At 73.6% G+C, this 26139-nt stretch carries 24 protein-coding genes; 10 read left to right on the forward strand and 14 right to left on the reverse strand.

Annotation, left to right across the window (positions count from 1 at the left end):
- Positions 1–12: 12 nt before the first annotated feature.
- Positions 13–4062: a Pls/PosA family non-ribosomal peptide synthetase gene (locus tag OHS33_RS05675; RefSeq protein WP_330329276.1), complete on the reverse strand. Its 4050-nt coding sequence runs from the start codon at positions 4060–4062 to the stop codon at positions 13–15.
- A 328-nt stretch (positions 4063–4390) separates the two neighbouring features.
- A complete protein-coding gene (locus tag OHS33_RS05680; RefSeq protein ID WP_443065237.1) occupies positions 4391–5176 on the reverse strand; it encodes an acyltransferase in 786 nt (261 codons plus the stop codon).
- Between the two features lie 130 nt (positions 5177–5306).
- Here OHS33_RS05680 and OHS33_RS05685 point away from each other — a divergent pair, with 130 nt between their 5' ends.
- On the forward strand, positions 5307–5861 hold the full coding sequence (locus OHS33_RS05685) for a gamma carbonic anhydrase family protein (RefSeq protein ID WP_330329277.1): 555 nt from the start codon (positions 5307–5309) through the stop codon (positions 5859–5861).
- Between the two features lie 59 nt (positions 5862–5920).
- Here OHS33_RS05685 and OHS33_RS05690 read toward each other — a convergent pair whose 3' ends face one another.
- The 4 genes from OHS33_RS05690 to OHS33_RS05705 all read right to left on the reverse strand — a co-directional run bounded on the left by OHS33_RS05690 (position 5921) and on the right by OHS33_RS05705 (position 10097).
- Positions 5921–6574, reverse strand: coding sequence for a DedA family protein (locus OHS33_RS05690; protein WP_330329278.1), 654 nt, complete (start codon positions 6572–6574; stop codon positions 5921–5923).
- A gap of 60 nt (positions 6575–6634) precedes the next feature.
- Positions 6635–9154, reverse strand: a complete 2520-nt coding sequence (locus tag OHS33_RS05695; protein ID WP_330329279.1) for a beta-glucosidase family protein — start codon at positions 9152–9154, stop codon at positions 6635–6637.
- A 187-nt stretch (positions 9155–9341) separates the two neighbouring features.
- Positions 9342–9545, reverse strand: a complete 204-nt coding sequence (locus tag OHS33_RS05700) for a type II toxin-antitoxin system VapB family antitoxin (protein WP_330329280.1) — start codon at positions 9543–9545, stop codon at positions 9342–9344.
- An 84-nt stretch (positions 9546–9629) separates the two neighbouring features.
- Positions 9630–10097 carry a DUF4442 domain-containing protein gene (locus OHS33_RS05705; protein ID WP_330329281.1) on the reverse strand — a complete coding sequence of 156 codons (468 nt, stop codon included), beginning with the start codon at positions 10095–10097 and terminating at the stop codon, positions 9630–9632.
- Positions 10098–10193: 96 nt separating this feature from the next.
- Between OHS33_RS05705 and OHS33_RS05710 the strand changes: the two genes are divergently transcribed.
- Entirely contained in the window at positions 10194–11225 is a 1032-nt protein-coding gene (locus OHS33_RS05710; protein WP_330329282.1) for a hypothetical protein, read from the forward strand.
- 69 nt (positions 11226–11294) lie between these two features.
- Positions 11295–12605: an MFS transporter gene (locus tag OHS33_RS05715; protein ID WP_443065238.1), complete on the forward strand. Its 1311-nt coding sequence runs from the start codon at positions 11295–11297 to the stop codon at positions 12603–12605.
- A gap of 18 nt (positions 12606–12623) precedes the next feature.
- Here the strand turns inward: OHS33_RS05715 and OHS33_RS05720 are convergent, their stop codons facing one another.
- The 3 genes from OHS33_RS05720 to tuf form a co-directional block, all read right to left on the reverse strand.
- Positions 12624–13415: a spermidine synthase gene (locus OHS33_RS05720; protein ID WP_330334920.1), complete on the reverse strand. Its 792-nt coding sequence runs from the start codon at positions 13413–13415 to the stop codon at positions 12624–12626.
- Between the two features lie 102 nt (positions 13416–13517).
- The gene (locus OHS33_RS05725; protein ID WP_330329283.1) at positions 13518–14363 is read right to left on the reverse strand and encodes a patatin-like phospholipase family protein; all 846 of its coding nucleotides are present in this window, start codon (positions 14361–14363) and stop codon (positions 13518–13520) included.
- 77 nt (positions 14364–14440) lie between these two features.
- Complete coding sequence (gene tuf, locus OHS33_RS05730; protein ID WP_330329284.1) at positions 14441–15622, reverse strand: elongation factor Tu; 1182 nt, start codon at positions 15620–15622, stop codon at positions 14441–14443.
- Between the two features lie 291 nt (positions 15623–15913).
- On the opposite strand from tuf, the gene OHS33_RS05735 reads away from it, so the two are divergent.
- From OHS33_RS05735 to lnt, 5 genes are all read left to right on the forward strand, one after another.
- Positions 15914–16633, forward strand: coding sequence for a TVP38/TMEM64 family protein (locus OHS33_RS05735; RefSeq protein ID WP_330329285.1), 720 nt, complete (start codon positions 15914–15916; stop codon positions 16631–16633).
- A 47-nt stretch (positions 16634–16680) separates the two neighbouring features.
- A complete protein-coding gene (locus tag OHS33_RS05740; protein ID WP_330329286.1) occupies positions 16681–17559 on the forward strand; it encodes an undecaprenyl-diphosphate phosphatase in 879 nt (292 codons plus the stop codon).
- Positions 17560–17689: 130 nt separating this feature from the next.
- Positions 17690–17866, forward strand: coding sequence for a hypothetical protein (locus tag OHS33_RS05745; RefSeq protein ID WP_330329287.1), 177 nt, complete (start codon positions 17690–17692; stop codon positions 17864–17866).
- A 70-nt stretch (positions 17867–17936) separates the two neighbouring features.
- Complete coding sequence (locus tag OHS33_RS05750; RefSeq protein ID WP_330329288.1) at positions 17937–18404, forward strand: nuclear transport factor 2 family protein; 468 nt, start codon at positions 17937–17939, stop codon at positions 18402–18404.
- A 65-nt stretch (positions 18405–18469) separates the two neighbouring features.
- A complete protein-coding gene (gene lnt / locus OHS33_RS05755; protein ID WP_330329289.1) occupies positions 18470–20062 on the forward strand; it encodes an apolipoprotein N-acyltransferase in 1593 nt (530 codons plus the stop codon).
- Here the strand turns inward: lnt and OHS33_RS05760 are convergent.
- A complete protein-coding gene (locus OHS33_RS05760; protein ID WP_330334921.1) occupies positions 20007–20912 on the reverse strand; it encodes a Gfo/Idh/MocA family protein in 906 nt (301 codons plus the stop codon). The two genes, lnt and OHS33_RS05760, sit on opposite strands and share 56 nt — an antisense overlap.
- Positions 20913–21009: 97 nt before the next feature.
- On the opposite strand from OHS33_RS05760, the gene OHS33_RS05765 reads away from it, so the two are divergent.
- Together OHS33_RS05765 and OHS33_RS05770 are read left to right on the forward strand one after the other, a co-directional pair.
- Complete coding sequence (locus OHS33_RS05765; RefSeq protein ID WP_330329290.1) at positions 21010–21531, forward strand: DinB family protein; 522 nt, start codon at positions 21010–21012, stop codon at positions 21529–21531.
- Between the two features lie 209 nt (positions 21532–21740).
- A complete protein-coding gene (locus OHS33_RS05770; protein WP_330329291.1) occupies positions 21741–22205 on the forward strand; it encodes a hypothetical protein in 465 nt (154 codons plus the stop codon).
- A 39-nt stretch (positions 22206–22244) separates the two neighbouring features.
- On the opposite strand, the gene OHS33_RS05775 is transcribed toward OHS33_RS05770, so the two are convergent.
- The 4 genes from OHS33_RS05775 to OHS33_RS05790 all read right to left on the reverse strand — a co-directional run bounded on the left by OHS33_RS05775 (position 22245) and on the right by OHS33_RS05790 (position 26128).
- Positions 22245–22730 (reverse strand): hypothetical protein, encoded by a 486-nt coding sequence (locus OHS33_RS05775; RefSeq protein WP_330334922.1) that lies wholly within the window; start codon positions 22728–22730, stop codon positions 22245–22247.
- 134 nt (positions 22731–22864) lie between these two features.
- Positions 22865–23542 carry a uracil-DNA glycosylase gene (locus tag OHS33_RS05780; protein ID WP_330329292.1) on the reverse strand — a complete coding sequence of 226 codons (678 nt, stop codon included), beginning with the start codon at positions 23540–23542 and terminating at the stop codon, positions 22865–22867.
- Between the two features lie 88 nt (positions 23543–23630).
- Positions 23631–25214, reverse strand: coding sequence for an ABC transporter substrate-binding protein (locus OHS33_RS05785; protein ID WP_443065241.1), 1584 nt, complete (start codon positions 25212–25214; stop codon positions 23631–23633).
- Between the two features lie 152 nt (positions 25215–25366).
- The gene (locus OHS33_RS05790; protein ID WP_330329294.1) at positions 25367–26128 is read right to left on the reverse strand and encodes an SDR family oxidoreductase; all 762 of its coding nucleotides are present in this window, start codon (positions 26126–26128) and stop codon (positions 25367–25369) included.
- Between the last annotated feature and the right edge of the window lie 11 nt (positions 26129–26139).

Below are 26139 nucleotides of genomic sequence, written 5' to 3' on the forward strand. Positions count from 1 at the left end.
GGCCGGTGGGGGTCATTCGATGGCGGGGGCGGCGGCCCCGGCGATCGGGTTGCCCGCCCAGTGGGTCGCCGGCGGGACCGTCTCGCCGCGCATCACGAGGGAGGAGGCACCGACCGAAGCGTGGGCGCCGACCGCGCTGCCCGGCAGCACGATGCTGTGCGGGCCGAGCGAGGCGCCCTCGGCGAGATCGACCGTGTCCATCCGCATGATCCGGTCGTGGAACAGGTGTGTCTGGAGCACACAGCCGCGGTTGACGGTCGCCCCCGCCCCGAGCGCGATCAGATCCGTCTCCGGCAGCCAGTGCGTGTCGCACCACACGCCCCGGCCGATCCGGGCCCCCAGGCTGCGCAGCCACCAGTTGAGCACGGGCGTCCCGGTGAAGGGCCCGGCCAGCCACGGCACGGCCAGGGACTCCACGAAGGTGTCGTACAGCTCGTTGCGCCAGACGAAGGAACTCCACAGGGGGCGTTCGGTCACCCGGAAGCGGCCTACGAGCATCCACTTCGCGGCGGTCGCCGTCAGCGCGGCCGCCACCCCCGCGGCCAGCAGCAGGGGCGCGCCGACCAGGGCCGCGAGCCAGAGGCCGCCCGAGTCGAGGGCGTTCTGCTGGGCGAGCAGGACACCCTCCGCCAGCGCCAGTCCGCACATCAGCGGGACCAGCCGGCACAGTTCGACGAGCCCGCGGGCCAGGACCAGCGGCGCGGCGGGCTCGAAGGTGCGTCCCGCGTCCGGGGTGTCCGCCACCCTCGGCAGCGGCATCGTCGGACGCCCGAGCCAGGAGGTGCCGGGCTCGCTGCGGCGGGGGGCGTCGGAGAGCACCCCGATCAGCGCGTGGTCGGGGACGGTGCGGCCGGGCCCGACGATGCCGGAGTTGCCGACGAAGGCGCGACGCCCGATCCGGACCGCGCCCAGCCGCATCCGGCCGCCGCGCAGTTCGTAGGGGGCGGCCAGCACGTCATCGGCCAGGAAGGCCCCGTCCTCGACCGTGAGGAGCGAGGGCAGGGTCAGGACCGTGGAGATCTCCGTCCGGCGGCCGACCCTGGCTCCGAGCAGCCGCAGCCACAGGGGGGTGGCGAGGCCCGCGTACAGCGGGAAGAGGGACGCCCGGGCGCCGCCGAGCAGCCGGTGCACCAGCCAGACCCGCCAGGCGACGCCGCCGTCGGCGGGGTGGTCACCGGGGGTGATGCCACGGCCGAGGAGCCGGACGACGGCGGCCACGGTGAGGATCCAGCCGAGGGTGGTGACGCAGGTCGAGACGGGCACGGTGAGCAGCAGCCACCAGGCGACCGCCCCGAGGGTCACACACTCCTTGATCAGGTAGTACGTCCCGACGAGCGCGGGCGCGGCGGCGACGAGCGGCAGCAGCGGGAGCACGCCGAGGGACACGGCGTAGGCGGTCTTCCAGCGCCCGCCGCGCACCCGCGCGGTCGGCTCCGGCGCGAACGGCTCGTACGGCTCGTACGCTTCCGGAGCGAACGGTTCCGGAGCGAACGGCCGCGGCCGCTGATGTGCGGCCGGGCGGGCCGGGGAGCCCTCCCAGTCGGCGCCCGCGGGGATCTCGCCGTCCAGGCAGGCGCCCCCGGCGAGTTCGGCGCCGGGTCCGACCACGGCACCCGGCATCAGCATCGACCGGTGCCCCACCCGGGCCCCGGCGCCCACCCGTACCGCCCCCACCCGCAGGGTCGCGCCGTCGATCCACCACCCGGACAGGTCCGCCTCGGGCTCGACCGCGCAGCCGTCGCCCAGCTCGGCGAGCCCGGTCACCGGCGGCATGGCGTGCAGGGCCACGTCGCGCCCCGTCGTGCAGCCGAGCGAGCGCGCGTACCAGGCGGCCCACGGGGTGCCGAGCAGCGCGGGGACTCCGAAGGCGGCCACGGTCCGCTCCGCGGCCCACAGCCGCAGGTGCACCCTGCCCCCGCGCGGGTGGGCCCCGGGGGTGATCCCCCGGGTCAGCAGCCGCGCGGCGGCCGCGCCCAGGGCGAACCGGGACGGGGCGCTGAACAGCACCACCCACCCCGCCAGCACCAGCCACCACGAGGTGTACGGGGTCCAGGCCTTGGGGGCCAGCACGGCGAGGACGTTGTCGATGGCCGCCAGGCCGACCAGCCCGCGCAGCCCGGTCACCCCGAACAGGGCGCACTGGACGAGGATCTGGGCCGCGCCGGTCCGGCGGCGCAGCGGCGGCGCCGTCCGCGGGACCGGCTCCCCCGAGAACGACGGGGCGGACGACGAAGCCGACGAGGCCGACCCCGACCGCGACGGGTCCGCCGCCGGGGCGAGGCCCGCCAGATGCGCGGCCATGTCCCGCAGCACGGGGTGCCGGTAGAGGTCCGCGACCGAGACCCCGGGGTGGCGCTCGCGCAGCACGGAGGCCATCCGGGCGGCGGTCAGGCTGGTGCCGCCCAGCGCGACGAAGTCGGATCCGGGCCCGGGGCGGGTGCCGAGCAGTTCCGCCCAGACGTCGGCCAGCCGCGCCTCGGCCGGACCGAGCGGCTCCCGGCCGGTGGCGTCCGGCAGCCCGGACGGCTCCGGCTCCGCGGCGCCCGGGAGCGGCCACGGCAGGGCGTCCCGGTCGACCTTGCCGGAGGTTCGGGTGGGCAGTTCGGCGATCTCGGCGAGCACCGGGACCAGCGCCGCGGGCAGCCCCCGGGCCAGTGCCTCCCTGGCCCGCGCACGGTCGTATCCGGGCGCGGGGACGACGTACCCGGCGAGCACCTGACCGCCCGCCGGGGTGGTGTGCACGGCCGCGGCGGCCCCCAGGACCCCGGGCAGGGCGCTGAGCGCGGCGTCGATCTCGCCGAGTTCCACCCGGCGGCCGCCGAGTTTGATCTGGTCGTCGGCCCGCCCGGTGAAGATCAGGCCGTCGGGGTCGGCCAGCACCAGGTCACCGGTCCGGTAGGCGCGGGCTGCGCCCAGCGCGGGGCAGGGCCGGAAGCGGTCCGCGTCCTTGACGGGGTCGAGGTAGCGGGCGACGCCGGCCCCGGCGATGACCAGTTCGCCCTCGGCGCCGCGGGCGACCGGCTCCCCGGCCTCGTCGACGACGGCCAGGTCCCAGCCGTCCAGGGGCAGTCCGATGCGCACGGGGTCGCCGGGCCGCAGCTGGGCGGCGCAGGCCACGACGGTGGTCTCGGTGGGGCCGTAGGTGTTCCACATCTCGCGCCCGCCGACCGCGAACCGGTCGACGAGTTCGGCGGGGCAGGCCTCGCCGCCGACGATGAGCAGCCGGACCCGGTCCAGGCAGTCGGCGGGCCACAGTGCGGCGAGCGTGGGCACGGTCGAGACGACGGTGATGCCCCGCTCGACGAGCCAGGGACCCAGCTCGTGCCCGGCCCGTACGAGCGCCCGCGGGGCCGGGACCAGGCAGGCGCCGTGGCGCCAGGCCAGCCACATCTCCTCGCAGGAGGCGTCGAAGGCCACCGACAGTCCGGCGAGCACCCGGTCGCCGGGGCCCAGCGGGCGTTCCGGCAGGAACAGCCCGGCTTCGGCGTCGACGAACGCGGCGGCGCTGCGGTGGGTGACGGCCACGCCCTTGGGGGCGCCCGTGGAGCCGGAGGTGAAGATGATCCACGCGTCGTCCTGCGGGCCGGGGGCGCGGCGGGCGGCGCCACCTGCCCCGGCGGGCGGTACCGCGCCCGGCGCCATCGCGCCGTCCGCGCCGAGCACCAGGCAGACGCCCGCCTCCCGGAAGACGGTCGCGGCCCGCTCGTCGGGGTCGTCCGCGTCCACCGGGACGTAGGCGGCGCCGCAGCGCAGCACGGCCAGGACCGCCAGGTACAGCTCGGCGCTGCCGGAGGGGACGCGGATCCCGATCCGGTCCCCCACCCCGGCTCCGGCCCGGCGCAGCAGTTCGGCCCGGGCGGCGACTTCGGCGGTCAGCGTCCGGTAGTCGAGCCGTTCGGCGCCGGTGTCGAGGGCGGTGGCCCGGGGGTGCGCGGCGGCGGTGGCGTCGAGGACGTCCAGGAGCGTGCGCGCGGGGGCGGAGGGCGCACCGAAGTGACACGCGCCCCGCGCCGCTTCGGCGGGCGCCGGGCGGTGCAGGGGGCCGGACGGGTGAGTTGGCATCGGTGCGCCTCTGTTCGGCTGTGTGACGTGCGTATTCTGCACGGTCGGATGCCTGGCTCCGGCGTCCGCCGCACGCATCCACAGATACCGTCCGGCGCGCTCCGGTTCACCGTCCGGAAGCCATGGTTCCGTAAATCGAACAGGCCGCCCGGAACCCCAACGGCACGTCAAGAGCCTTGCCGCGGGCGGGATCGCGCCCCGACACGCGCCGCCGGGGCGCGTTCGGTCATCGGTGACCCGTGGGGAGGATTTGGCCGTTCACTGGGCTGACGTTCGGTATCGGACTCACCCGTTCCGCGCGCACCGCGCGGGATCCGAGGGCGCGGTACTACGGAATCCGGCGGGACTCGGCGATACGTTCGGCCTCTTCCAGTGCCCGCAGTTGCGCCGGAGTCACCCCTTCCGGTATCGGCACCGGGGCCGGGGTGCGCAGCGGCGGCTGCCAGCCCGTCTCCGGCTCCCAGCGGCGGACGATCCGCGCGGGCGCCCCGGCGACCACGGCGTGGTCGGGCACCTCGCCGCGGACGACGGCTCCCGCGGCCACCACCACGTTGCGGCCGAGCCGGGCCCCGGGGAGGATCACCGCGCCCGTGCCGAGCCAGCAGCCGGGGCCGATCTCCACCGGCGCGCTGCGCGGCCACTGCTTGCCGACGGGCTCGTGCGGGTCGTCGTAACTGTGGTTCGTGGACGTGATGTAGACACCGGGCCCGCAGAAGGTGTCCGATCCGATGGTGATCCGGGTGTCCGCGATGACGTGGCTGCCCCGGCCGAGCACCACGCCGTTGCCGAGGACCAGCACCGGATCGCGGCCGAGGTCGAGGTCGGGCATCATCCCGGCGGTCAGCGTGACCTGCTCGGCGATGATGCAGTGGTCGCCCAGGTGGATCCAGCGCTCGCCGAAGACGGTGCCCTGCGGGAAGGCGAGGCGGGTGCTGGGGCCGATGGCGCCGAAGCGCAGCCGCCCGGGGGTCCGCGCGGTGACCGCGCCCGCCTGCTGCGCCCAGCGCCAGCCCGCGTGGACGACCCGGCTCGCGGCCCGGCGGCGCAGGGCGGTCAGGGCCGCGCGCAGCTCCGCGGGCGAGACGGATGAGAACGTGTTTCTGTTCTTCGGCACCCGGCCACGGTAGTGGGCCCCGCCCCGGGCGCCCGGACGGCCCTCCTGTGATCTTCACCCCATCGGGGAGGCGGCCGGGCGCGTGCCCTACGGTGCGAGGAGCGCGACATCACAAGCAGAGGAAGAGATCATGACGTTTCAGGCGGACCAGGGATCCGGCGCGTTCGTCGCCGGCGTCGGCGGGAAGAAGCCGGCCATCCACCCCGAGGCGTTCACCGCGCCGACGTCCGTCGTCGTCGGCGACGTCAGCCTCGCCGCCGGAGCGAGCATCTGGTACTCGGCGGTGCTGCGGGCCGACTGCGGGCGGATCACGCTCGGCGCGGACAGCAACGTCCAGGACAACTGCACGCTCCACGTCGACCCCGGCTTCCCGGTGACCATCGGCGACCGCGTCTCCATCGGCCACAACGCGGTGGTGCACGGCTGCACCGTCGAGGACGACTGCCTGATCGGCATGGGCGCGACCGTCCTCAACGGCGCGGTGATCGGCGCGGGCTCCCTGGTGGCCGCCCAGGCGCTGGTGCCGCAGGGCATGGTCGTCCCGCCGGGCTCCCTGGTCGCGGGCGTCCCGGCGAAGGTCCGGCGTCCGCTGACGGAGGAGGAGCGGGCGGGCATCAGCCTGAACGCGACGATGTACGTCGAGCTGGCGAAGCAGCACCGCGCGGCGGTCGAGGACCCCGCGTAGCGACGGGCCGGGCCCGGGCGGGCGAAGGTTCCGGAGACTCCCGCCCGCCCCGGACACCCCTAGTCGGCCGCCACCGCCGCGTCGGCCGGGGCCGTCGCGACCGCGGCCGCCTCGGCCTTCTTCGCCCGGCTGCGCAGCACCAGCATCGAGGTGAGCCCGATCAGTACGGCCGCCACCAGTCCCAGCCAGGAGAACCGCTTCAGCCAGGCCTCCGCGACCTTCCCGATGTAGTAGACAGCCGCCGTCGTGCCGCCCGCCCAGATGATCCCGCCGAGCACGTTGGCGATCAGGAACTTCCAGTACGGCATCCGCAGCACGCCCGCCAGGGGCCCGGCGAAGATCCGCAGCAGCGCCACGAACCGCCCGAAGAAGACGGCCCACATGCCCCACTTCTCGAAGGACCGTTCCGCCATCGCGACGTGGTGTTCCCCGAAGTGCCGGGGGAAGCGCCGGCCGAGCCGTGCCAGCAGCGGTTTGCCGCCCTTGCGCCCGATCGCGTAGCCGATGGAGTCCCCGACGACCGCGCCCGCGCTCGCGCAGGCGCCGAGCACCAGCGGGTCGATGCCGCCGTTCTGCGAGGCGAGCAGGGCGGCGCTGACGAGGACGATCTCGCCCGGCAGCGGAATGCCCACGCTCTCCAGCCCGATGACCACCGCCACCAGCAGATAGACACTCACCGCCGGGATGGTCTCCAGCCATTCCTGGATGTGCACCGGTACGTCCTTCCGCAACGTGGTCGCGGCGCGCCCCCTGTGACGCCCCGACCGGCCAGACTACCGGGCCACCGCGCGCACCATCACGGCCGCCCGCAGCGGGAGTTCCCGCGAGGAGCGCCCCACCCACACCTCCCGCCGTCCGGTGCCCAGCGCCCAGGCATGCGGGCCGGGGTCCCAGGAGGACAGCGTGCGCGCGTCGAGGTCCACGGTGATCCGCTCGGAGCGGCCGGGGGCGAGGGTGATCCGCCGGTATCCGGCCAGGGCCCTTACGGGCTGGTCGAGCCGCAGGTCCGGCGAGGGGCCGACGTACACCTGCGCCACGTCGGTGCCCGCGCGGCGGCCGGTGTTGCGCACGGTGAACTCCACGCGAAGGCCGCCGCCCTGGGGCCGCACGGTCAGCTTGTCGTACTGCCAGGTGGTGTACGAGAGCCCGTGCCCGAAGGGGAAGAGCGGGGCCACCCGCTGCGCGTCGTACCAGCGGTGGCCCACGTGGACGCCCTCGCTGTACTCCTGGCGGCCGCCGACCCCCGGGTAGCGCACCGGATCGCCGCCGACCGGGGTGGCCCGCTCGTCGGCCGGGAAGGTCTGCGTGAGCCTCCCGCCCGGGTCCGCGTCGCCGAACAGCACGTCGGCGGTGGCTCCCGCACCCTCCTGGCCGGGGTAGTACATCTGGAGCACGGCCGCGGTCCGGGCCAGCCAGGGCATGGTGGTGGACGAGGACGTGTTGAGGACCACGGTGGTGCGCGGGTTGGCGGCGGCGACCGCCTCGATCAGCCGCTCCTGGCCGCCGGGCAGCGCCAGGCCGGTCCGGTCGCTGCCCTCGGTGGCGTCCTCGTAGGCGAAGAGCACCACGCTGTGGGCCGCCGCGGCCGTCCGTACCGCCTCGGCGACATCGGCGGCCCGGGTCGCCCGGGTGGTGTGGCGCAAGCGGAACCGCGCACCCCGGTCGCCGCCCTGGGCGGCGACGGTCAGCTTGTGGGCCCCGGCCGCGAGGGCGAGCGTACGGCGGCGCACGGCGAGTCCGTCGGGGGCCGTGCCGAGCAGCCCGCCCACGAAGTACTCGGCCACGCCCGGGCGGACGGGGAAGACCTCCTCGCCGTCGAGGCGGACGTCGGGCCGCTTGCCGGTGTAGTGGACGAGCAGGGTCCACTCGTCGGCCTCGGGGAGGGTGAAGGCGCCCTCGTAGCGGTGCTCCTTGCCCGCGTCCACGGGCTGGTCGTCCAGGGCGGCGGGGGGTGTGAGCAGGTTCCCGGGGAGCGGGCGGCCGTACAGGTCCTCGCCGAGGGCGTAGCGGACCTCGGCGCCCTTCCCGGCCCGGGTGCGGATCGCGGCCAGCGGGCTCGCGGCCCGGTCCCGGTCGGGCACGACGTGGGCGCTGCCGCCGCCGCTGACGAAGGGCACCTGGCCGGTGGGCCCGATGACGGCGAGGGAGCGGGCGGCGGCCCCGGACAGCGGCAGGGCGCCCTTCTCGTTGCGCAGCAGGACCGCGCCGGCCACCGCCACCCGCCGGGCGAGCCGGGCCCCGGCGACGGGGTCGCGGGCCGGGCGGGGCGTGGGTGACGCCTCCAGCAGGCCGAAGCGGTCCATGGTGCTCAGCACCCGGCGGACGGCGAGGTCCACGGCGCGCTCCGGGACGGATCCGGCGCGCACCGCCTCGCGCAGCGGGCCGCCGAAGTGGGTGCCGCCGGGCATTTCCATGTCGAGGCCCGCGGTGATGGCGGCGACGGTGCTGTGGGTGGCCTGCCAGTCGGACACCACCCAGCCGTCGAACCCCCAGCGGCCGCGCAGCAGTTCGTCCAGCAGCGGCTTGCTCTCGCAGGCGTGGGTGCCGTTGACCTTGTTGTAGGCGCCCATCACCGAGCCCGCCCCGGCGGCGACGGCGGCCTCGAAACCGCGCAGTTCCGTCTCGTGGAGGGTCTGTTCGGCGGCGATCACATCGATCGTGTCGCGGCCCTGTTCCTGGTTGTTGAGCGCGAAGTGCTTGACGGTGGCGATCAGGCCCTCGTCCTGGATGCCGCGGACCACCTCCGCGACCACGTCGGCGGTCAGCTTCGGATCCTCGGCGAAGGTCTCGAAGTTGCGGCCCGCGTAGGGGGCGCGGATGAGGTTGGCCATGGGCGAGAGCAGCACGTCCTGGCCGAGTGCGCGGCCCTCGCGGCCTAGGGTCCGGCCGTAGGCGCGGGCGAGGGCCGGGTCGAAGGCGGAGGCCAGCATGACGGGCGCGGGCAGCGCGGTCGCCGGCCGGCCCACCCGCACCCCGGCCGGTCCGTCGGCGAGCCGGAGCGGCGGGATCCCCAGGCGCGGTACGCCCGGCACGTAGCCCGCCTGACCGAGCGGGGCCGGATCCACGGCGCCGTGCAACAGTGCGGTCTTCTCGTCCAGGGTCAGCCGTTCCAGCAGCGCGTCCACCCGGGCGCCGCCACCGGGCCGGGCGGCTGCCCCGGCCCCGCTCGCGCGGACCGCCGCGGGTGCCCGCGCCCCCGTCGGCACCTGGGGGACGCAGCCGCCCGCGCCGAGGGCGGCGCCCGCCGCGCCCAGCAGCCTGATGGCGTCGCGGCGGGACACGGCTTCGCTCATGGGGGCTCCCTGGAAGCGGCGGTGGGCCGGGGCGGCCCGCGCCGGACCGCCCCGGCCCACTGTGCGCCACCGGGCGCCGGGCCCCGCCGGGGCGCGCCCTCGCGGGCACGCCCTTCCACTGATGGGACGCACCCGATGGACGGGACGCGTCCGATGCGACGCGTCCGGCGGCTCCGGGGACCCGCCCTCAGCCCTGGGGCGGCCGCACCACCGCGGCGTCCGCGTCCCGCCGCTCGTCGTCACGGCGCACGACGCGGGCCTCCGTACGGTGTCCGCGGGCGATGTAGTCGCGGACGACCGCCTCGACGGCGTCCTGCGGGGACCCGACCCCCGCGAGGACCATCACCTCCACCACCAGTTCGGCATCGAGGCTGATGTTGACCTTGGCCACGGCTTCCCCCTCGTGTCCCTCGTGCTCGTCCGTCGCGGACGACTCACGGACGACTGTAGGGGCGTCGCAAGTCCACCGTGGGGGTTACGCGTTGGGGCGCAGCGTCCAGACGACGGTCATCTCGCCCGTCACGGCCTCGTCCTCGCGCTGGATGGCGACGGTGACCGGGAACTCGGGGCGGCCGCCCGCGTCGAGTTCGGCGATCACGTCGGCGGCCGGGCGGCCGAGGGTGGCGGTGGCGGTGACGACGCCCTTGGCGAGCTTCTTGTAGCCGATCTCGGCCCTGACGGCGAGCGGGACGGCGCGGGAGAGCTGCTCGCCGAAGGCGGCCAGCACGATCGCGCCGCTCGCGGACTCGGCGAGGGTGAACATGGCGCCCGCGTGCGGGCCGCCGACGTGGTTGTGGAAGTCGGGCTGGTCCGGCAGGCGGACGACCGCGCGCTCGGGGGTGGTCTCCAGGAACTGGAGGTTCAGGGTCCGGGCCATCGGCACCGTCGCGGCGAGCAGTTCGCCCACGTTGTTCATCGGATCTGCCATCTGTTCTGCGCTCATGAAAAGCGATGTTACCCGTGAGTAGATGAGCTTGACCAGAGCCGTAACGGGACCGGCCGTGGTTCCCGCGCCCCGCTCCCACTATCGTTACCGGCCATGTGGCCAGGACAGCAGCAGCCGCCCGGGGGCGAGCAGAACCCGCAGGACGCGCAGAACAACCCGTACCAGCAGCAGCCGGGACAGCCGAATCCGTACCAGCAGCCGGGGTACGGCGAGCAGCAGCCCGGCTATGGGTACCCGCAGCCGGACTACCAGCAGCCCCCTCCGGTTCAGCCGTGGGGCCAGACACCGTCCCACCCGGGACAGCCTCCGCAGCCCCCGCAGGGCGGCGGGGGTTCGAGTCCCTTCGCGACGAAGACCGTCGCCATCGTGGCCGCCTCCGCGGTCGTGGTGGCGGCCGCCGTCACCGGCGCCTTCGTCCTGACCAGGGACGACAACAAGAAGGACGTGGCCGACCCGAAGCCCGCCGCCAGCTCACCCTCCGCTCCGGCACCGGCCCCGCCGACCGGCAACCCGCGCGCGGGCGGCGACGTCGCCCCCGTGATCCCCGGCTGGAAGGTGGTCGTCAACCCGAAGTACGGGACCGCCTTCGACGTCCCGGCGGACTGGAAGGTCGACGGCTCGGGCATGACGTACGGCATCACCGACGATTCCAAGAACGACGGCTCCCCCCTCATCAGCATGTCCGCACCCGCGGAGTACAAGGGTGAGTGGTGCAAGGTCGACTCCGACAAGAACGGCAAGGAGGAGTCGACCGCACTGGCCACCACCGGCACCAAGGGCGGCCAGGGCGCCAAGGACACCGCCGAGGCGGCCTACAACGAGGCCGGCAACTGGGTGTTCGCCGCCTACGCGCAGAAGGCGCCGAAGGGCACCACCAAGGTGGTCGCGGCCAAGGAGTACACCACCCTCTCCGGCCTCAAGGGCCACATGGCCACCGCGAGCGTCACCGGCCTGCCCAAGAAGAACAAGTGCGACACCGACGGCAAGTCCATCGCCTTCAGCTTCAAGACCACCAACGGCGACTTCTCCAGCTGGGTGCTCTACGGCCCGGCCAACGTCCCCGACGAGGTCAAGCCCGAGGTCTACGAGAAGATCCTCAGCTCGGTCCGGCTCACCACCGGATGATCTCCGCCACCCCGCCCCGGGGCCGGTAATCCGTTTGGATTCCCGGCCCCGGACGGGGATAGTCCGGGGGTGAACATCCGCACCGCCCCCGGTCTTCCGTCCGCACGCCGTCGCCGCCCCGCGTGGGCGGGCCGCAACTACTCGTTGCTGACCGGCGCCGCGGTGGTGACCCACCTCGGCAGCAACGGGGCGCTCATCGCGGCCTCGTTCGCGGTGCTGGAGGCGGGCGGCTCGGGCGGGGACGTCGGCCTCGTCGCCGCGGCCCGTACGCTCCCCCTCGTCCTCTTCCTGCTCGTCGGCGGCGCGCTCGCGGACCGGATACCGCGCCACCACGTGATGGTCGCGGCCAACGCCCTCAACTGCCTCTCGCAGGCGGCCTTCGCCGTGCTCGTCCTCGCCGGGGATCCACAGCTGTGGCAGATGATGCTGCTCACCGCGCTGTGCGGCACCGGCACCGCCTTCTTCAGCCCGGCCGCCGAGGGCATGCTGCTCTCCAGCGTCTCCGGTGAACACGCCAACCGCGCCTTCGCCCTCTTCCGGATGGCGGTCAACGGCGCGGGCATCGGCGGCGCCGCGCTCGGCGGGGCCATGATCGCCGCGATCGGCCCCGGCTGGGTGCTCGCCGTCGACGCGGTCGCCTTCGCGCTGGCGGGCGCGCTGCGCTCCTTCCTCGACGTCGGCCACATCGCGCCGCGCGAGAAGGGCGGCAGCCTGCTCGCCGATCTCCGCGAGGGCTGGGTGGAGTTCCGCAGCCGCCCCTGGCTGTGGAGCATCGTGCTCCAGTTCTCCGTGGTGGTCGCCGTCGTCGGCGCGGCCGAGGCGGTCTACGGTCCGCTGGTCGCCCGGGAGCAACTCGGCGGGCCGGCCCCCTGGGGCCTGGCGCTGGCCGCCTTCGGGGTCGGCACGCTGGGCGGGTCGGTTCTGATGATGGCCTGGAAGCCGCGCAGGCTGCTGCTGGTCGGCACGCTCTGCGTGTTCCCGCTGGCGCTGCCGTCGGCGGGGCTGGCGATCCCCCTGCCGACGTGGGGGCTGTGCGGGGTCATGCTGCTCAGCGGCGTGGCCATCGAGGTGTTCGGCGTGAACTGGATGACCACGATGCACCAGGAGATCCCGGAGGAGAAGTTCTCCCGGGTCTCCGCCTACGACTGGTTCGGCTCGATCTCGATGCTTCCGGTCGCCACGGCCCTCGCGGGCCCGGCCGAATCGGTCTTCGGCCGCACCAACGCCCTGTGGGGCTGCGCGGCCCTCGTCGTCATCGTCACGGCGGCCGTCCTCGCCGTCCCCGACGTCCGCCACCTGACCCGCAAGCCCACGGCGCCGGTCGTCGCGGGTGAGGCCGCCACCGTGACCGCGTCCAGCGCCCCCGCCTCGTCGGCCTGAGGGCTCCGCTCGCGCGGTTCAGCCGATGCTGAAGGCTCCCTCGGGCGGTTCCGGCGAGGCCACCGCCTCGGCGTCGGCCACGACCGCGGCCCGCCCGGTCAGCTTCGCCACCCCCGCCCCGTACTCCACCCGCGCCGGGAACGCGTCGCCCGCGCAGGCCCGCGCCAGGGCCGCCACCGGCAGCTCCCGGTCCGATCCCACCAGCACCGCGTTCCCGAACCGGCGCCCCCGCAGCACTCCCGGCTCCGCGATCAGCGCCAGCTCCGGGAACACGGTGGCGAAGTTCGCCAACTGTCCCCGCAGGAACGCGAAGGGCGCCCCGTCGGCCAGGTTGGCCACGTAGACACCGCCGGGCCGCAGCACCCGGGCCGCCTGGCGCGCGTACTCCACCGAGGTCAGCTGGGCCGGGACCCGCGAGCCCCCGAACACATCGGCCACCAGCACGTCCGCGCTTCTCCCGGGCGCCGCCTCCAGCCAGGCCCGCGCGTCCGCCGCGTGCAGCTCGATCCCGGCGTCCGCGGGCAGCGGCAGCCGCTCGGCCACCAGCTCCAGCAGCCCCCGGTCGAACTCGACGACCCGCTGCCGGGACCCGGGCCGGGTGGCGGCGGCGTAGCGGGGCAGGGTCAGCGCGCCGCCGCCGAGGTGCAGCAGGTCCAGCGGCGCGCCCGGTTCGGCCGCGCAGTCCAGGACGTGCGCGAGCCGGCGTACGTACTCGAACTCCAGGTGGCGCGGATCGTCGAGGTCCACATACGACTGCGGGGCCCCGTCCACCGTCAGCAGCCAGGCCCGCCGCCGGTCGACGTCCGGCATCAGCTTGGCGGTGCCCTGGCCCACCTCCCGGATCACCGGGATCTGCTCGTCGTACTGATCGTCGTGCTGCTCGTCGCTCACGCCACCATTGTCGGGCAGTGGTCAGCCCGACCAGACGGCCGCCGCCTCGGCCGCGTGCGCGGCGGCCTGCGCGAGGCCCGCCCGGGCCGCCGGGGCCCGCCGGGCCGGGTCCAGCACATTGCGCCCGAAGACCTTGCGGGCCTCGGCGGAGGGGGTGATCAGCAGCACCTTGGACCCGTCCGCCCGCAGCCGTTCGGTCTGGGTGGCGGGCGAGGGCGCGACCCCGGATCCCAGGGCCATCGGCGCGAGGACCACCACCCGCCGGTAGCCCGTCGCGACGTCCGCGTTGGCGGCGGAACGGACGCCTCCGTCGACGTAGCGGCGTTCCCCGAGGGTCACCGGGGGCCACACCCCCGGTACCGCGCAGCTCGCCGAGACGGCGTCGACCAGGCCGACCCCGCTGTGCCGGTCGAAGTCGGCGGCGGCCCCGGTCCGCGCGTCCACGGCGGTTACCACGAACCGGCGCTCGGGCCACTGGTGGGAGACGAGCCGCCCCTCCAGCACCTTGCGCCGGGCGTGTTCGTCCCCGGTGTCCGCGGCCAGCGCGATCTCGCCGACCCGCCGCCGGTAGGCCGTGGCGTCCTTGGCCCGCATCATCGCGACGGCGTAGCGGGCGACGAGCCCGGCGCCCAGCTTGGCCGGGATCTCCCCGCCCGCTCCGGCGAGCTGGCGCTCGTACAGCTCGCGCGGGGTGAGCAGGCCGGAGGTGAGCTGGGCGCCGACGACAGAACCCGCGGAGGTGCCGACGACGAGTTCCGCGGCGGACAGGTCGATGCCCGCCTCGGCGAGCCCGTAGATGATCCCGGCTTCCCAGCCGACCCCGGTCAGGCCTCCGCCGCCGAGCACCAGCGCCGTCTCGCCGCTCATCGCAGCCCCCGCTCTTCCCGATTGTGGTGACGGCAGTCTGCCGCAGGCGGGCCGCCGTCACCACGGGGGCCATCGGGTCAGCCGAGAACGGACGTCACCGTTCCGGCGCCCACCGTCCGCCCGCCCTCACGGATCGCGAAGCCGAGCCCCGCCTCCAGGGGCACGTCCCGGCCCAGCTCGACGGTCATGGCGACCGTCTCCCCGGGGCGGGCGAGCCCCGCCTCCCCCAGGTCCACGTCCCCGACGACATCGGCGGTGCGGACGTAGAACTGTGGCCGGTAACCGCTGGCCAGTGGCGTGGTCCGGCCGCCCTCCCGGGCGGACAGGACGTACACCTGCGCCGTGAACCGGCGGCGCGGCACGACGCTGCCCGGCGCGGCGACCACGTCCCCGCGCCGGATCCCCTCGCGGGGCACCCCGCGCAGCAGGATCGCGACGTTGTCCCCGGCCTCGGCGCGGTCCATGGGCTTGCCGAAGGTCTCCAGGCCGGTGACCACCGTCAGGGTGGGCTCCCCGGCCGCTCCGAGCAGCGCGACCCGGTCGCCCATGCGGACGGTGCCGCGCTCGACGGCGCCGGTGACGACCGTCCCGCGCCCGGTGATGGTCAGCACGTTCTCCACCGGCAGCAGGAACGGCGCGTCCGTGTAGCGCACCGGCATCGGTACGTACGTGTCCACCGCGTCCAGCAGCGCCAGGACCGCCTCCGTCCAGCGCGGGTCGCCCTCCAGCGCCCCCAGCCCGGAGACCCGGACCACGGGGGCACTGTCGCCCCCGTACCCGTGGGAACTGAGCAGCTCGCGGACCTCCAGCTCGACCAGGTCGGTCAGCTCGGGGTCCCCGGCGTCGGCCTTGTTGAGGGCGACGACGATGTGGTCGACGCCGACCTGCCGGGCGAGCAGCACGTGCTCAGCGGTCTGCGGCATGACCCCGTCGAGCGCGGAGACGACGAGGATCGCCCCGTCGAGCTGGGCCGCGCCGGTCACCATGTTCTTCACGTAGTCGGCGTGGCCGGGCATGTCGACGTGGGCGTAGTGGCGGGTGTCCGTCTCGTACTCCACGTGCGAGAGGTTGATGGTGATCCCGCGCCGCGCCTCCTCAGGCGCCCGGTCGATCCGGTCGAAGGGCACGTAGGAGGCTCCGCCGCGCTCGGCGAGGACCTTGGTGATGGCGGCGGTGAGGGTGGTCTTGCCGTGGTCGACGTGACCCATGGTGCCGATGTTGAGGTGCGGCTTGGTCCGCACGAAGGCCGTCTTGGCCATGACTGGTGTTCGCTTTCCCGTGTGTTCCGGTCACGGGCGTTGCGGTGACCGGAAGCCTGAACGGGACCCCTGGATCCTGCCGACCCTCCCCCTGCGGGGTCCGCCGGACGATCCGGGAAGGGTCAGCTTCGGGCGCCGCCGAGGGGCGCCGGGTGCACGGGTGCGATGTCCGCGGCGGCAGCCTTCGGCGCGTCCGCGACTGCGGACGGCGCTGCGGGGAAGGGGTGCCGGAACATGGACCCGATCCTTGCCGACCGGTCCCCGCCGCGTCGAACGAATTACACTCGGCGGATGTCCCCCCTCCTTCTGTCGCCCTGGTTCCGGCTGGCCCTGCTCGTCGTGCTGCTGGTGTCGGCCGGTGTGTGCGTGCTGCTGTACGAGCCCCAGCGGATGCTGTCGCGGGGCTGGACCGGTTCGCTTCCGCTGGGCACGGCGGTGTTGCTGTTCGCGGTGGCGTACGGGCTGTGCACGGCGGCGTTCGTGCCGCGCCCGCTGCTGAACCTGGGCGCGGGGGCGGTCTTCGGCGCGCAGTTCGGTCTGGTGGCGGCGGTCGCCGGTACGGTGCTCGGCGCCGCCGTCTCCTTCGGGCTGGGCCGGGCCCTGGGGCAGCAGGCGCTGCGGCCGCTGCTGCGCGGGCGGTGGCTGCTGGCGGCGGACGGGCAGCTGAGCCGGCACGGGTTCCGGTCGATGCTGGCGGTGCGGATCTTCCCCGGGGTGCCCTTCGCGGCCGCCAATTACCTCGCGGCGGTCTCGCGGTGCCGCTGGGTGCCGTTCCTGCTGGCGACGGCGCTGGGCACGATCCCGAACACGGCGGCGTACGTGATCGCCGGGGGCAGCGCCTCCTCGCCGACCTCGCCCGCCTTCCTGGCCTCGTTCGGGTTCATCGCCGTGTCCGGGGTGCTCGCGGCGGCCGTCGCGTGGCGCAGGCGCCACCGGCTGGCGGCGCCCGCGGCGAACGGGCTGACGCCCCAGCAGACCCCAGTGGTCGGCGGCGTCACCCGTACGCCCTAGCATCGGACGCGACCTTCCCGACGATCACAAGGACGCCGCACCCCGACATGAGCTGGTTCGAATCCCTAATCCTCGGTCTCGTCCAGGGGCTCACGGAGTTCCTCCCGATCTCCTCCAGCGCCCACCTGCGGCTGACCGCGGCGTTCGCCGGCTGGCACGACCCCGGAGCGGCCTTCACCGCCATCACCCAGATCGGCACCGAGACCGCGGTGCTGATCTACTTCCGCAAGGACATCGCGCGGATCGTCTCCGCCTGGTTCCGGTCGCTGACGAACAAGGCGATGCGTTCGGACCACGACGCCCAGATGGGCTGGCTGGTCATCGTGGGGTCGATCCCGATCGGTGTCCTCGGCATCACGCTGAAGGACCAGATCGAGGGCCCGTTCCGTGATCTGCGGCTGATCGCCACCACCCTGATCGTGATGGGCATCGTCCTCGGCTTCGCCGACTGGCTGGCCTCGCGGGACGAGTCGGGCGGCAAGCACCGGGTGGTCAAGCAGCGCAAGTCGCTCAAGGAGCTGGGCGTCAAGGACGGTCTGATCTTCGGTGTCGCCCAGGCGATGGCGCTGATCCCGGGCGTCTCCCGGTCGGGCGCGACGATCTCCGGCGGTCTGCTGATGGGCTACACCCGTGAGGCGGCGGCCCGTTACTCCTTCCTCCTCGCCATCCCGGCCGTACTGGCCTCGGGCGGCATGGAGTTGAAGGACCTCGGTGAGACTTCGGGGCACCTCTCCTGGGGTCCGACGATCTTCGCGACGGTCATCGCCTTCGTGGTCGGCTATGCCGTGATCGCATGGTTCATGAAGTTCATCACCACGAAGAGTTTCATGCCGTTCGTGATCTACCGGATCCTGCTGGGCATCGTGCTGATCGTGCTGATCAGCATGGGCGTGCTGAGCCCGCACGCGGGCGAGTCCGCGGGCTGACGCGGTTCGCGCAGACATGACGGACACATGCGGGGGCCGCCCGGGAACGTTCCCGGGCGGCCCCCGCGTCGTTGTGCCTGAGAGAACAGCGGCACGGCGAGAACAACGGCACAGCAGGGGGTGCGGTCCCATGAGGCGAGTGGTACTGGAGCGTTTTCCGGCCGGAAGTCCGAGGGGGAGCTGGCCGGCCGAGGAGTACGCCGCCCAGCGCACGCGCGAGGGGGTGCCGGCCGAGGTCGTCATGGATCTCGCCAGCGACGCGTTCCTCGTCGTGGTCAGGCAGCGGGAGGCGCAATCCGGTCACTGAGCGGCCCGCGAGCAGATCCGGGGGCCGCACGCCCCTTGGACTCGCGGGTCCGCTGACCCACACTGACCCGATGACGCAGCGTGTGGAACTCGCGACGGTGATGGACCGGCTGGCGATCGATTCCGTGGTGACCGGGTACGCGGTCGCCGTGGACGACGGCGACTGGGCGGCGTACCGGGCCCTGTTCACCGCCGCGGGCCGGGCCGACTACAGCTCGGCGGGCGGGATCGAGGGCCCGGCCCACGAGGTCGCGCGGTGGCTGGAGGAGACGATGAAGCTCTTCCCCGTACGCCAGCACCTGATCGTCAACCGGCGGATCGACCTGGAGACCCTGGACGGCTCCGCCGGTGACCGGGCCGAGGTGAAAGCGGACTTCCTGAATCCGATGCGGCTGGCCGGGGAAGACTTCGACGGGAGCGTCACCGCGCCCAACTTCGTCGCGGCCGGGCGCTACACCTTCGTACTCGCCCGCACCCGCGACGGGTGGCGCCTGTCCGGCGTCACCGTGCACGAGAAGTGGCGCCACCTGTCCGCCTGAGGAGCCGTTTCCCCACGGCTGTCCGTCGCAGGACCGTGGCCGCACACTGGAAGCGGAGGCGCGCCATGCAGACCACCCCGCGGACCGGCCGGTACCGGTGGTGGCGCGCGGCGGCCGCCGTACCGGCCGGGGCGCTGCCCGCGCTGTCCTTCCCCGCGCCCGCGCTCTGGTGGTTCGCGTACGTCGCCCTGGTGCCCTGGATGCTGTTGCTGCGCACGGCGCCGACCGGGCGGCGGGCCGCCCTGGAGGGCTGGCTCGGGGGCGCGGGGTTCATCCTGGCGGTCCATCACTGGCTGCTGCCCAGCCTGCGCCTGTTCCTCTTCCCGCTGGCCGCGCTGCTCGGGGCGCTGTGGATCCCCTGGGGGCTGCTGGTGCGGCGCCTGCTCGGCGGGGCCGTGGCCGCGGGGCGGGCGAGCGCCGCGCTGGTCCTCGTACCGGCGGGCTGGCTGTTGTCGGAACTCGTCCGGTCGTGGCAGGGGCTCGGCGGGCCGTGGGGGCTGCTGGGAGCCAGCCAGTGGCAGGTGCCGCCCGCGCTGCGGCTCGCGTCGGTGGGCGGGGTGTGGCTGCTGAGCCTCCTGATCGTCGCGGTGAACTGCGCGCTGGTGCTGCTGGTCGCGGCGCCCTCCGCGCGGATCCCGGCGGCGGCCGGGGTGACGGGCTGCGCGGTGCTCACCGGGGCGGTGTGGCTGTGGCTGCCGGGGCCCGCGCCCGCCGGTGAGCTGCGGGTGGCCGTCGTACAGATCGGTCCGCGGGGGGTCTCGGAGAGCGTGGAGCAGCGGTTCGACACCGGTGAGCAGCTGACCCGGCAACTGGCCGGGCAGCGGCTCGACCTGGTGGTGTGGGGCGAGAGCAGCGTCGGCGCCGGTCTGGGGGCGCGGCCGGACCTGGCCCGGCGGCTCGCGGACCTCTCCGCGCGGGTCGGTGCTCCGCTGCTGGTCAATGTGGACGCCCGGCGCGGCTCCGCCGAGACCGGTGGCGCGCCCGGCATCTACAAGAGCGCGGTGCTGGTCGGCCCGGAGGGACCCACGGGGGACCGGTACGACAAGATGCGGCTGGTCCCCTTCGGGGAGTACATACCGGCGCGCGCGGTGCTCGGCTGGGTCACCTCGGCGGGCAAGGCCGCCGCGGAGGACCGGCGTCCGGGCACCGCTCCGGTGGTGATGGACCTGCCCGGCGCCGCGGGCGGGGCGGGGGTCCGGATCGGGCCGCTGGTCTGCTTCGAGTCGGCGTTCCCCGACATGACCCGGCACCTGACCCGGGAGGGCGCGGCGCTGCTGGTCGACCAGTCCTCGACGGCGACCTTCCAGGGCAGTTGGGCACCGGCGCAGCACGCCTCGCTGGGGGCGCTGCGCGCCGCCGAGACCGGGCGGCCCGTGGTGCACGCCACCCTCACCGGCATCAGCGCGGTGTACGGCCCGTCGGGCGAGCGGATCGGCGCGCCCCTGCCGGGCTCCGCCTCCGCGGCGCGGGTGTACGCCGTCCCGCTCGCCCGGGGCACCACCCTCTACGTCCGCTTCGGTGCCTGGCCGGTGGCCGTCGCCCTCGGCGCGCTCGCGGTGTACTGCGCGGGCGAGGGCGTGCGCGGGCTGCGCGGCGGTCCGCTCAGGAGGCCTGCTCCAGAGCCGACAGGACCACCCGCTCACACAGCTCGTGGGTGAGCAGCGCGTCCCGGGCGCTGAGCGTGGTGCCCGCCGCGACGGCCTCCAGGAAGGTGTCCACGACCTGTTCGATGCCGCGCTGGCGGGCGACCGGCACCCAGTCCCCGCGCCGCCGTGTGGTGGGCTGGCCCTTGTGGTCGATGATCTCGGCCAGGTTGACCACCTGCCGCTTGGTGTCCTGCCCGGAGACCTCCAGGATCTCCTCGGTGGACCCGGAGCGGCGGTTCATGATGCCGAGCGCGGTGAAACCGGCGCCGGAGAGCTGGAGCACCACCTGGTGCATGAGGCCGCCCTTGACCACGGCCCGTACGTCGACGTGGTCGGCTTCGCCGGGCAGCAGGAAGCGCAGGGTGTCCACGACGTGGATGAAGTCGTCGAGGACCAGGGTGCGGGGGTCCTCGGGCAGGCCGACCCGGTTCTTCTGCAGGATGATCAGCTCGCGCGGGTGGTCGGCGCACTGCGTGTAGCCGGGCGCGTGGCGGCGGTTGAAGCCGACGGCCAGCGACACCCCGCGTTCCTCGGCCAGTTCGACCAGGTGCCGGGAGGCGGCGAGTTCGTAGGCGAGCGGCTTGTCCACGTAGGTCGCCACCCCGGCCTCCAGCAGCCGCGCGACGATCTCCGGGTGAACACCGGTCGGGGCGTGCACGAAAGCGGCGTCGAGGCCCTGGGCGAGCAGGTCGTCGAGGTCGGTGTGGCGGCGCTCCGCGGGGATGTGGTGCAGCGCGCCGATCCGGTCGAGGGTGGCCGGGGTCCGGGTCTGGAGGTGGAGTTCGACCCCCGGGCGGGCGGTGAGCACGGGCAGGTACGCCTTCTGGGCGATGTCACCGAGTCCGATGCATCCGACCTTCACGGGGATCCTCCTCGTTCGTGGCTCGTGGTACTGCTCGTGGTACTGCTCGCAGCTTAATGCCTGGTGGGAGGGGCCCTCTTCGACCAGTATTCGGATCATGAGCACTCCTGCGACCGACCGCCACGAACCGTCCACCACCGCCAACGAACGCGACATGCTCGACGGGTGGCTCGACTTCCACCGCGCCACCCTGGCCTGGAAGTGCGAGGGGCTGAGCGACGAACAGCTGCGCCGCACGCCGCTGGCGCCCTCCGAACTGAGCCTGCTGGGGCTCGTACGGCACATGTCGGAGGTGGAGCGGTACTGGTTCCGGGAGATCACCCTGGGCGAGGACCTGGACGACCTGTACTGCACGGAGGACGACCCGGACGCCGAGTTCCACCTCACGGAGCAGGACACCTGGGCCGAGGCGGAGCAGGTGTGGCGCGAGGAGATCGAGCGCGCGCGGCAGGCCTCGGCGGGCCGTTCGCTCGACGAGGTGTCCATCGGGCGCAGCAGCCGCAGCGGCGAGCAGTTCAATCTGCGCTGGGTCTACACGCACATGATCGAGGAGTACGCGCGCCACAACGGCCACGCCGACCTGCTGCGGGAGCACATCGACGGGGCGACGGGAGAGTAGCGCGGGCGGCAACAACAGGTGACAACACGTGACAACACCGGGCGGCAACCGGCCAGTAGGTGTCACCCGTGCGGGGTGAATATCGTCCGCGGGTTTTCGCAACCGGGTGTTCGCACAGCAGAGTTGCGCGGGTGCATCCAACCCGAACCACGACAAAACTGCTGCTCGGAGTCGCTTGCGCGGTCTCTGCCGTCTCCGGCTGCGTGAGCGTGAGCCCTCATGCCCCGCAGCCCGCCGGGGCCGCGTCCGCCGAGCCGCCGCCGCAGGGGCAGCACGATCCGCAGGGCGGCCCGGGGGCCACACCGGTGGTGGTGATGGCCCCCGCCCTGGAGGCGCTGAAGGCCGTACCGGCGGGCCGCGGGCAGCCGCAGGGCGGCGCGGCGCACCGCGGCGCGCCGACCGGAGCGGCCCGGCCGGAGTCCGGGCCCGGGCAGGCGGCGCCGCCGGTGCCGGACATTCCGGAGCCGCCCCGTCCGCCCTCCGGGCCCGCCGTGCGCCATCACGGGCGCGGGCACGACGGCGGCGCCGGGGGCCCGCAGGCGGAGCTGGAGCGGCAGCTGGTGCCCGCGCTGCCGGTGCGGCCCGCCGATGTGTGCGCGCTGGGGCGCAAGCACGGCCGCTGGCAGCCGGACAGTCCGGAGGCACGGATCTGCGCGGGCGTCCAGGGCGGCTGACCGGGCACGCGGGGACAGATCCGGTACGGGCCCCGCGCGCTACGGCTGGCCGGGGAAGGGTGCCGGGCGGCCCCCTTCCCCCGATCCCGCCCCGAGCCGCAGTTCGAGCCGCGAGATGGCCGCGCGTACGCCGTCCCCGTAGCCGTCGTCGGCGAGCGCCCCGGTGGCCGCCCGGGCCCGGGCCAGATGGATCCGGGCCGCCTCGGGGCGGCGCAGCTTGACGTAGTCGGCGGCCAGGTTCAGGTGCAGGGACGGGTAGAAGACGCGCACGGCGGCGTGCGGCTGGGGCAGGGGCAGCGTGATGGGTTCCTGCCGCAGCCCGTCGGCGGCGTTCAGCGCCCGCAGGTCCCAGGCGAGTTCGTCGGCCGGGTCGTCCTGGGCGTCGGCCATGTAGTGCGCGAGGGTGCAGCGGTGGAGGGCGGGGCCCTCCTCGCCGATCTCGTTCCAGATGTCTCCGAGGCGGTTGCGGGCCTCTTCCCGGTCTCCGGCGTGCAGCAGGATGATCGCCTGGCCGATCCTGGTCATGACGGCGTCCTCCGACGCCTCCTGTTGCTGCTCGGTCAAAGCGGCCTCCGGCTTTCTGGGTCAGACCCGCTGCGGTCTGATCGTCCAGACGCTAGCCGGAGCCGCCCGCATTGGCGCCGAGGCGCGGTCGGAGGTCAGCCCAGGTCCGGGATCCGCCAGTCGATCGGCTCATGACCCTGGGCGGCGACGGCCGCGTCGATCTGGGTGAAGGGGCGGGAGCCGAAGAACTTCTTGGCGGACAGCGGCGAGGGGTGGGCGCCCTTGACGACGACGTGGCGCTCCTCGTCGATCAGCGGGAGCTTCTTCTGCGCGTACGCCCCCCACAGGACGAAGACGGCCGGGTCCGGGCGGGCGGCGACCGCGCGGATCACCGCGTCCGTGAACTTCTCCCAGCCCTTGCCCTTGTGCGAGTTGGGCTCGCCCTCACGGACGGTCAGCACCGCGTTGAGCAGCAGGACGCCCTGTTCGGCCCACGGCATCAGATAGCCGTTGTCCGGGACGGGCAGGCCCAGCTCCTCCTTCATCTCCTTGTAGATGTTGCGCAGGGAGGGAGGGGTCCGCACGCCCGGCTGCACCGAGAAGCACAGCCCGTGGCCCTGGCCCGCGCCGTGGTAGGGGTCCTGGCCGAGGACCAGCACCTTCACCCGGTCGAACGGAGTGGCCTCCAGGGCCGCGAAGACCTGCTCGCGGGGCGGGTAGACCGGTCCGTCGGCCCGTTCCTTCTCCACGAACTCCAGGAGTTCGCTGAAGTAGGGCTTGTCCAGTTCCTCACCGAGGACGGGCAGCCAGGATTCGGGCAGCAGCTGGGTCACGTCGACAACCTCCGGTACGCGTTCGTGCAATTGCTCCAGAACCTACCGGCACCCACTGACAACGGCCCCGGCCGCCCCGCTCCCCCGGCTACCAGCTGGTCTTGCGGTACAGCTCCCACATCTGCATGGCGGTCTGCGGGTCCAGCGCCCGCTCCCCGCCGGCGATGTCGTCGCGCGTGGCGACGTACAGCTTGCCCTGCCACAGGGGCAGCAGCCGGACGTCGTCGGCGAAGATCTTCTGGGCCCGCTCGAACTCCGGGGTCACCGCCGAGCGGTCGCTCTCGCGCCGGGACTTGGGCAGCAGGTCGGTGAGGATCTCGGGGTTCTCGTAGGGGGTGCCGACCGCGTTCTCCTTGCCGACGAACGGCGCGATGAAGTTGTCGGGGTCCGGGAAGTCGGGGAACCAGCCGCGGCCGAAGACCGGGTACTCGCCGTTCTTGTAGCCCTCCTGGTAGGCCTTCCAGGGCTTGTTGCGCAGGGTGATCCGGAACAGTCCGCTCGCGTCCAGCTGGCGCTTGAGCTCCTCGAACTCCGGCGCGGTGGAGGAGCCGTAGCGGTCCGTGGTGTACCAGAACGTCAGGTCCACGGGCGTCTTGACGTCCGCCTTCTGGAGGATCTTCTTCGCCTTGTCGACGTCCGGCTGGCCGAAGACGTCGTAGAAGGGCGTCTTGTGGCCCACGACGCCCTTGGGGACCATCGAGTACAGCGGCTCCGCGGTGCCCTGGTAGACCTTCGCGACCAGCGCTCCGCGGTCGACCACCTGGGCGACGGCCTGGCGGACGGCGGGCTTGGCGACCGCCGGGTCGCTGGGGTTGAAGACCAGGTAGCGGATCTCGGCGCCGACGTTGTCGACGACCTGGACGCCCGCGTTGTGCGAGGCGGGGCTCTGCAGGTCCTTGATCTCGGGCGCGGAGAGACCGCGGTAGATCGCGTCGATGTCCTTGCTCTTGAGGTCCGCGGACATCTTCTTGGAGTCCGTGTAGTAGCGGATGGTCACGCCGTTGTTGTGGTTCTGCGCGAAGCCCTGGTAGTTGCCGTAGTTCGTGAGGACCGCCTCGACGCCGTCCTTGTAGGAGTCGAGCACGTACGGGCCGGAGCCGGTGACCTTGCCGTCCTTGCGGATCTTGTCGGCCGGGTATTCGTTGGGCGCCACGAGCGAGGCGGCGGGCGAGCCGAGCACGAAGGGGAAGGTCGCGTCGGGTGTCTTCAGCTGGAAGACGACCGTCAGCGGGTCCGGGGTCTCGATGCGCTCCAGGCTGCCGAAGAGGTCCTTGGGGCCGACCTTGGAGCCGATCTTCCGGATCCGGTCGAGGGAGTGCTTGACGGCCTTGGAGTCGAGGGTCTCGCCGTCGGAGAACTTCAGCCCCTTGCGCAGGGTGCAACGGTAGGCCTCGTTCGCGGAGTCCGTGAACTCACAGCTCTGCGCGGCGTCCGGCTGCGGTTTGGTGCTTCCCGTGGGAAATGCCAGGAGTGTCTGATAGACGTTCCGGTAAAGCTCCCAGGAACCGTCCCAGGCCGCCGCGGGATCAAGGGTGCTCGGCGCACTCGTCGTACCCACGACGATTCTTTTTGTCTGATCTGCGCTCGAATCCGAAATCAGCCCGCAGCCGGCGAGCAGGGATATGGACGCAAGGGCCGCAGTGATCTGCAGGCATCTGGTCCGGTTGAACACGTGCACGCTCCTCGATCGGCCAGGGGTGCGGCAGACCCTACCGCAGTGCCCCACGGATCCGATGGGGAGGTTCCGTGGGGCACTTGACCGGTTCCGTGCATATTCGATATGCATTTACCACCCGGCCGGAAGGCAATCCGTCCGGTTATCGGTCAGCCGACTCCGGCATTCAGAAAAATCCCCCCGTCGACCACCAGCGTCTGCCCGGTAATCCATTCCGCTTGTGCCGAAGTGAGGAATGCGGCGGCGCCGCCGATGTCGGCGGGCACCCCGAGCCGGCCCAGCGGATAAGCCGCTGCCGCCTCCTGCTCGCGCCCCTCGTACAGGGACTGCGCGAACTTCGTCTTGACCACCGCGGGCGCGATGGCGTTGACCCGGACCCCGGGGGCCATCTCGTGGGCGAGCTGGAGGGTCAGGTTGATCATCGCGGCCTTGCTCATCCCGTACGCCCCGATGAAGGGCGAGGCCGAGACGCCCGCGATGGAGGCGATGTTCACGATGGCGCCGCCGTGGTCCTTCTGCCAGGCGTGCCAGGTCCGCTGGGCGAAGCCGAGCGCCGAGATCACGTTCGTCTCGAAGACCTTGCGGGCGACCCCGAGGTCCAGGTCCGCCATCGGCCCGAAGACCGGATTGGTTCCCGCGTTGTTGACCAGGAAGTCGACCCGGCCGAAGGCCTCCATCGTCCGCTCGACGGCGACCGCCTGGTGCGCCTCGTCGTGCGCCTTGCCCGCGACCCCGATCACCCGGTCCGCGCCGAGCCGCTCCACGGCCTCCTTGAGGGCGTCCTCGTTGCGGCCGGTGATGCAGACCCGGTCGCCGCGGGCGACCAGGGCCTCCGCGATGCCGTAGCCGATGCCCCGGCTGGCTCCGGTGATCAGCGCGGTCTTGCCGCTGTCGATGCCGTTGTACGTCATGACGTACGCCC

It is taken from the genome of Streptomyces sp. NBC_00536 (assembly GCF_036346295.1).
Lineage (GTDB): Bacteria > Actinomycetota > Actinomycetes > Streptomycetales > Streptomycetaceae > Streptomyces.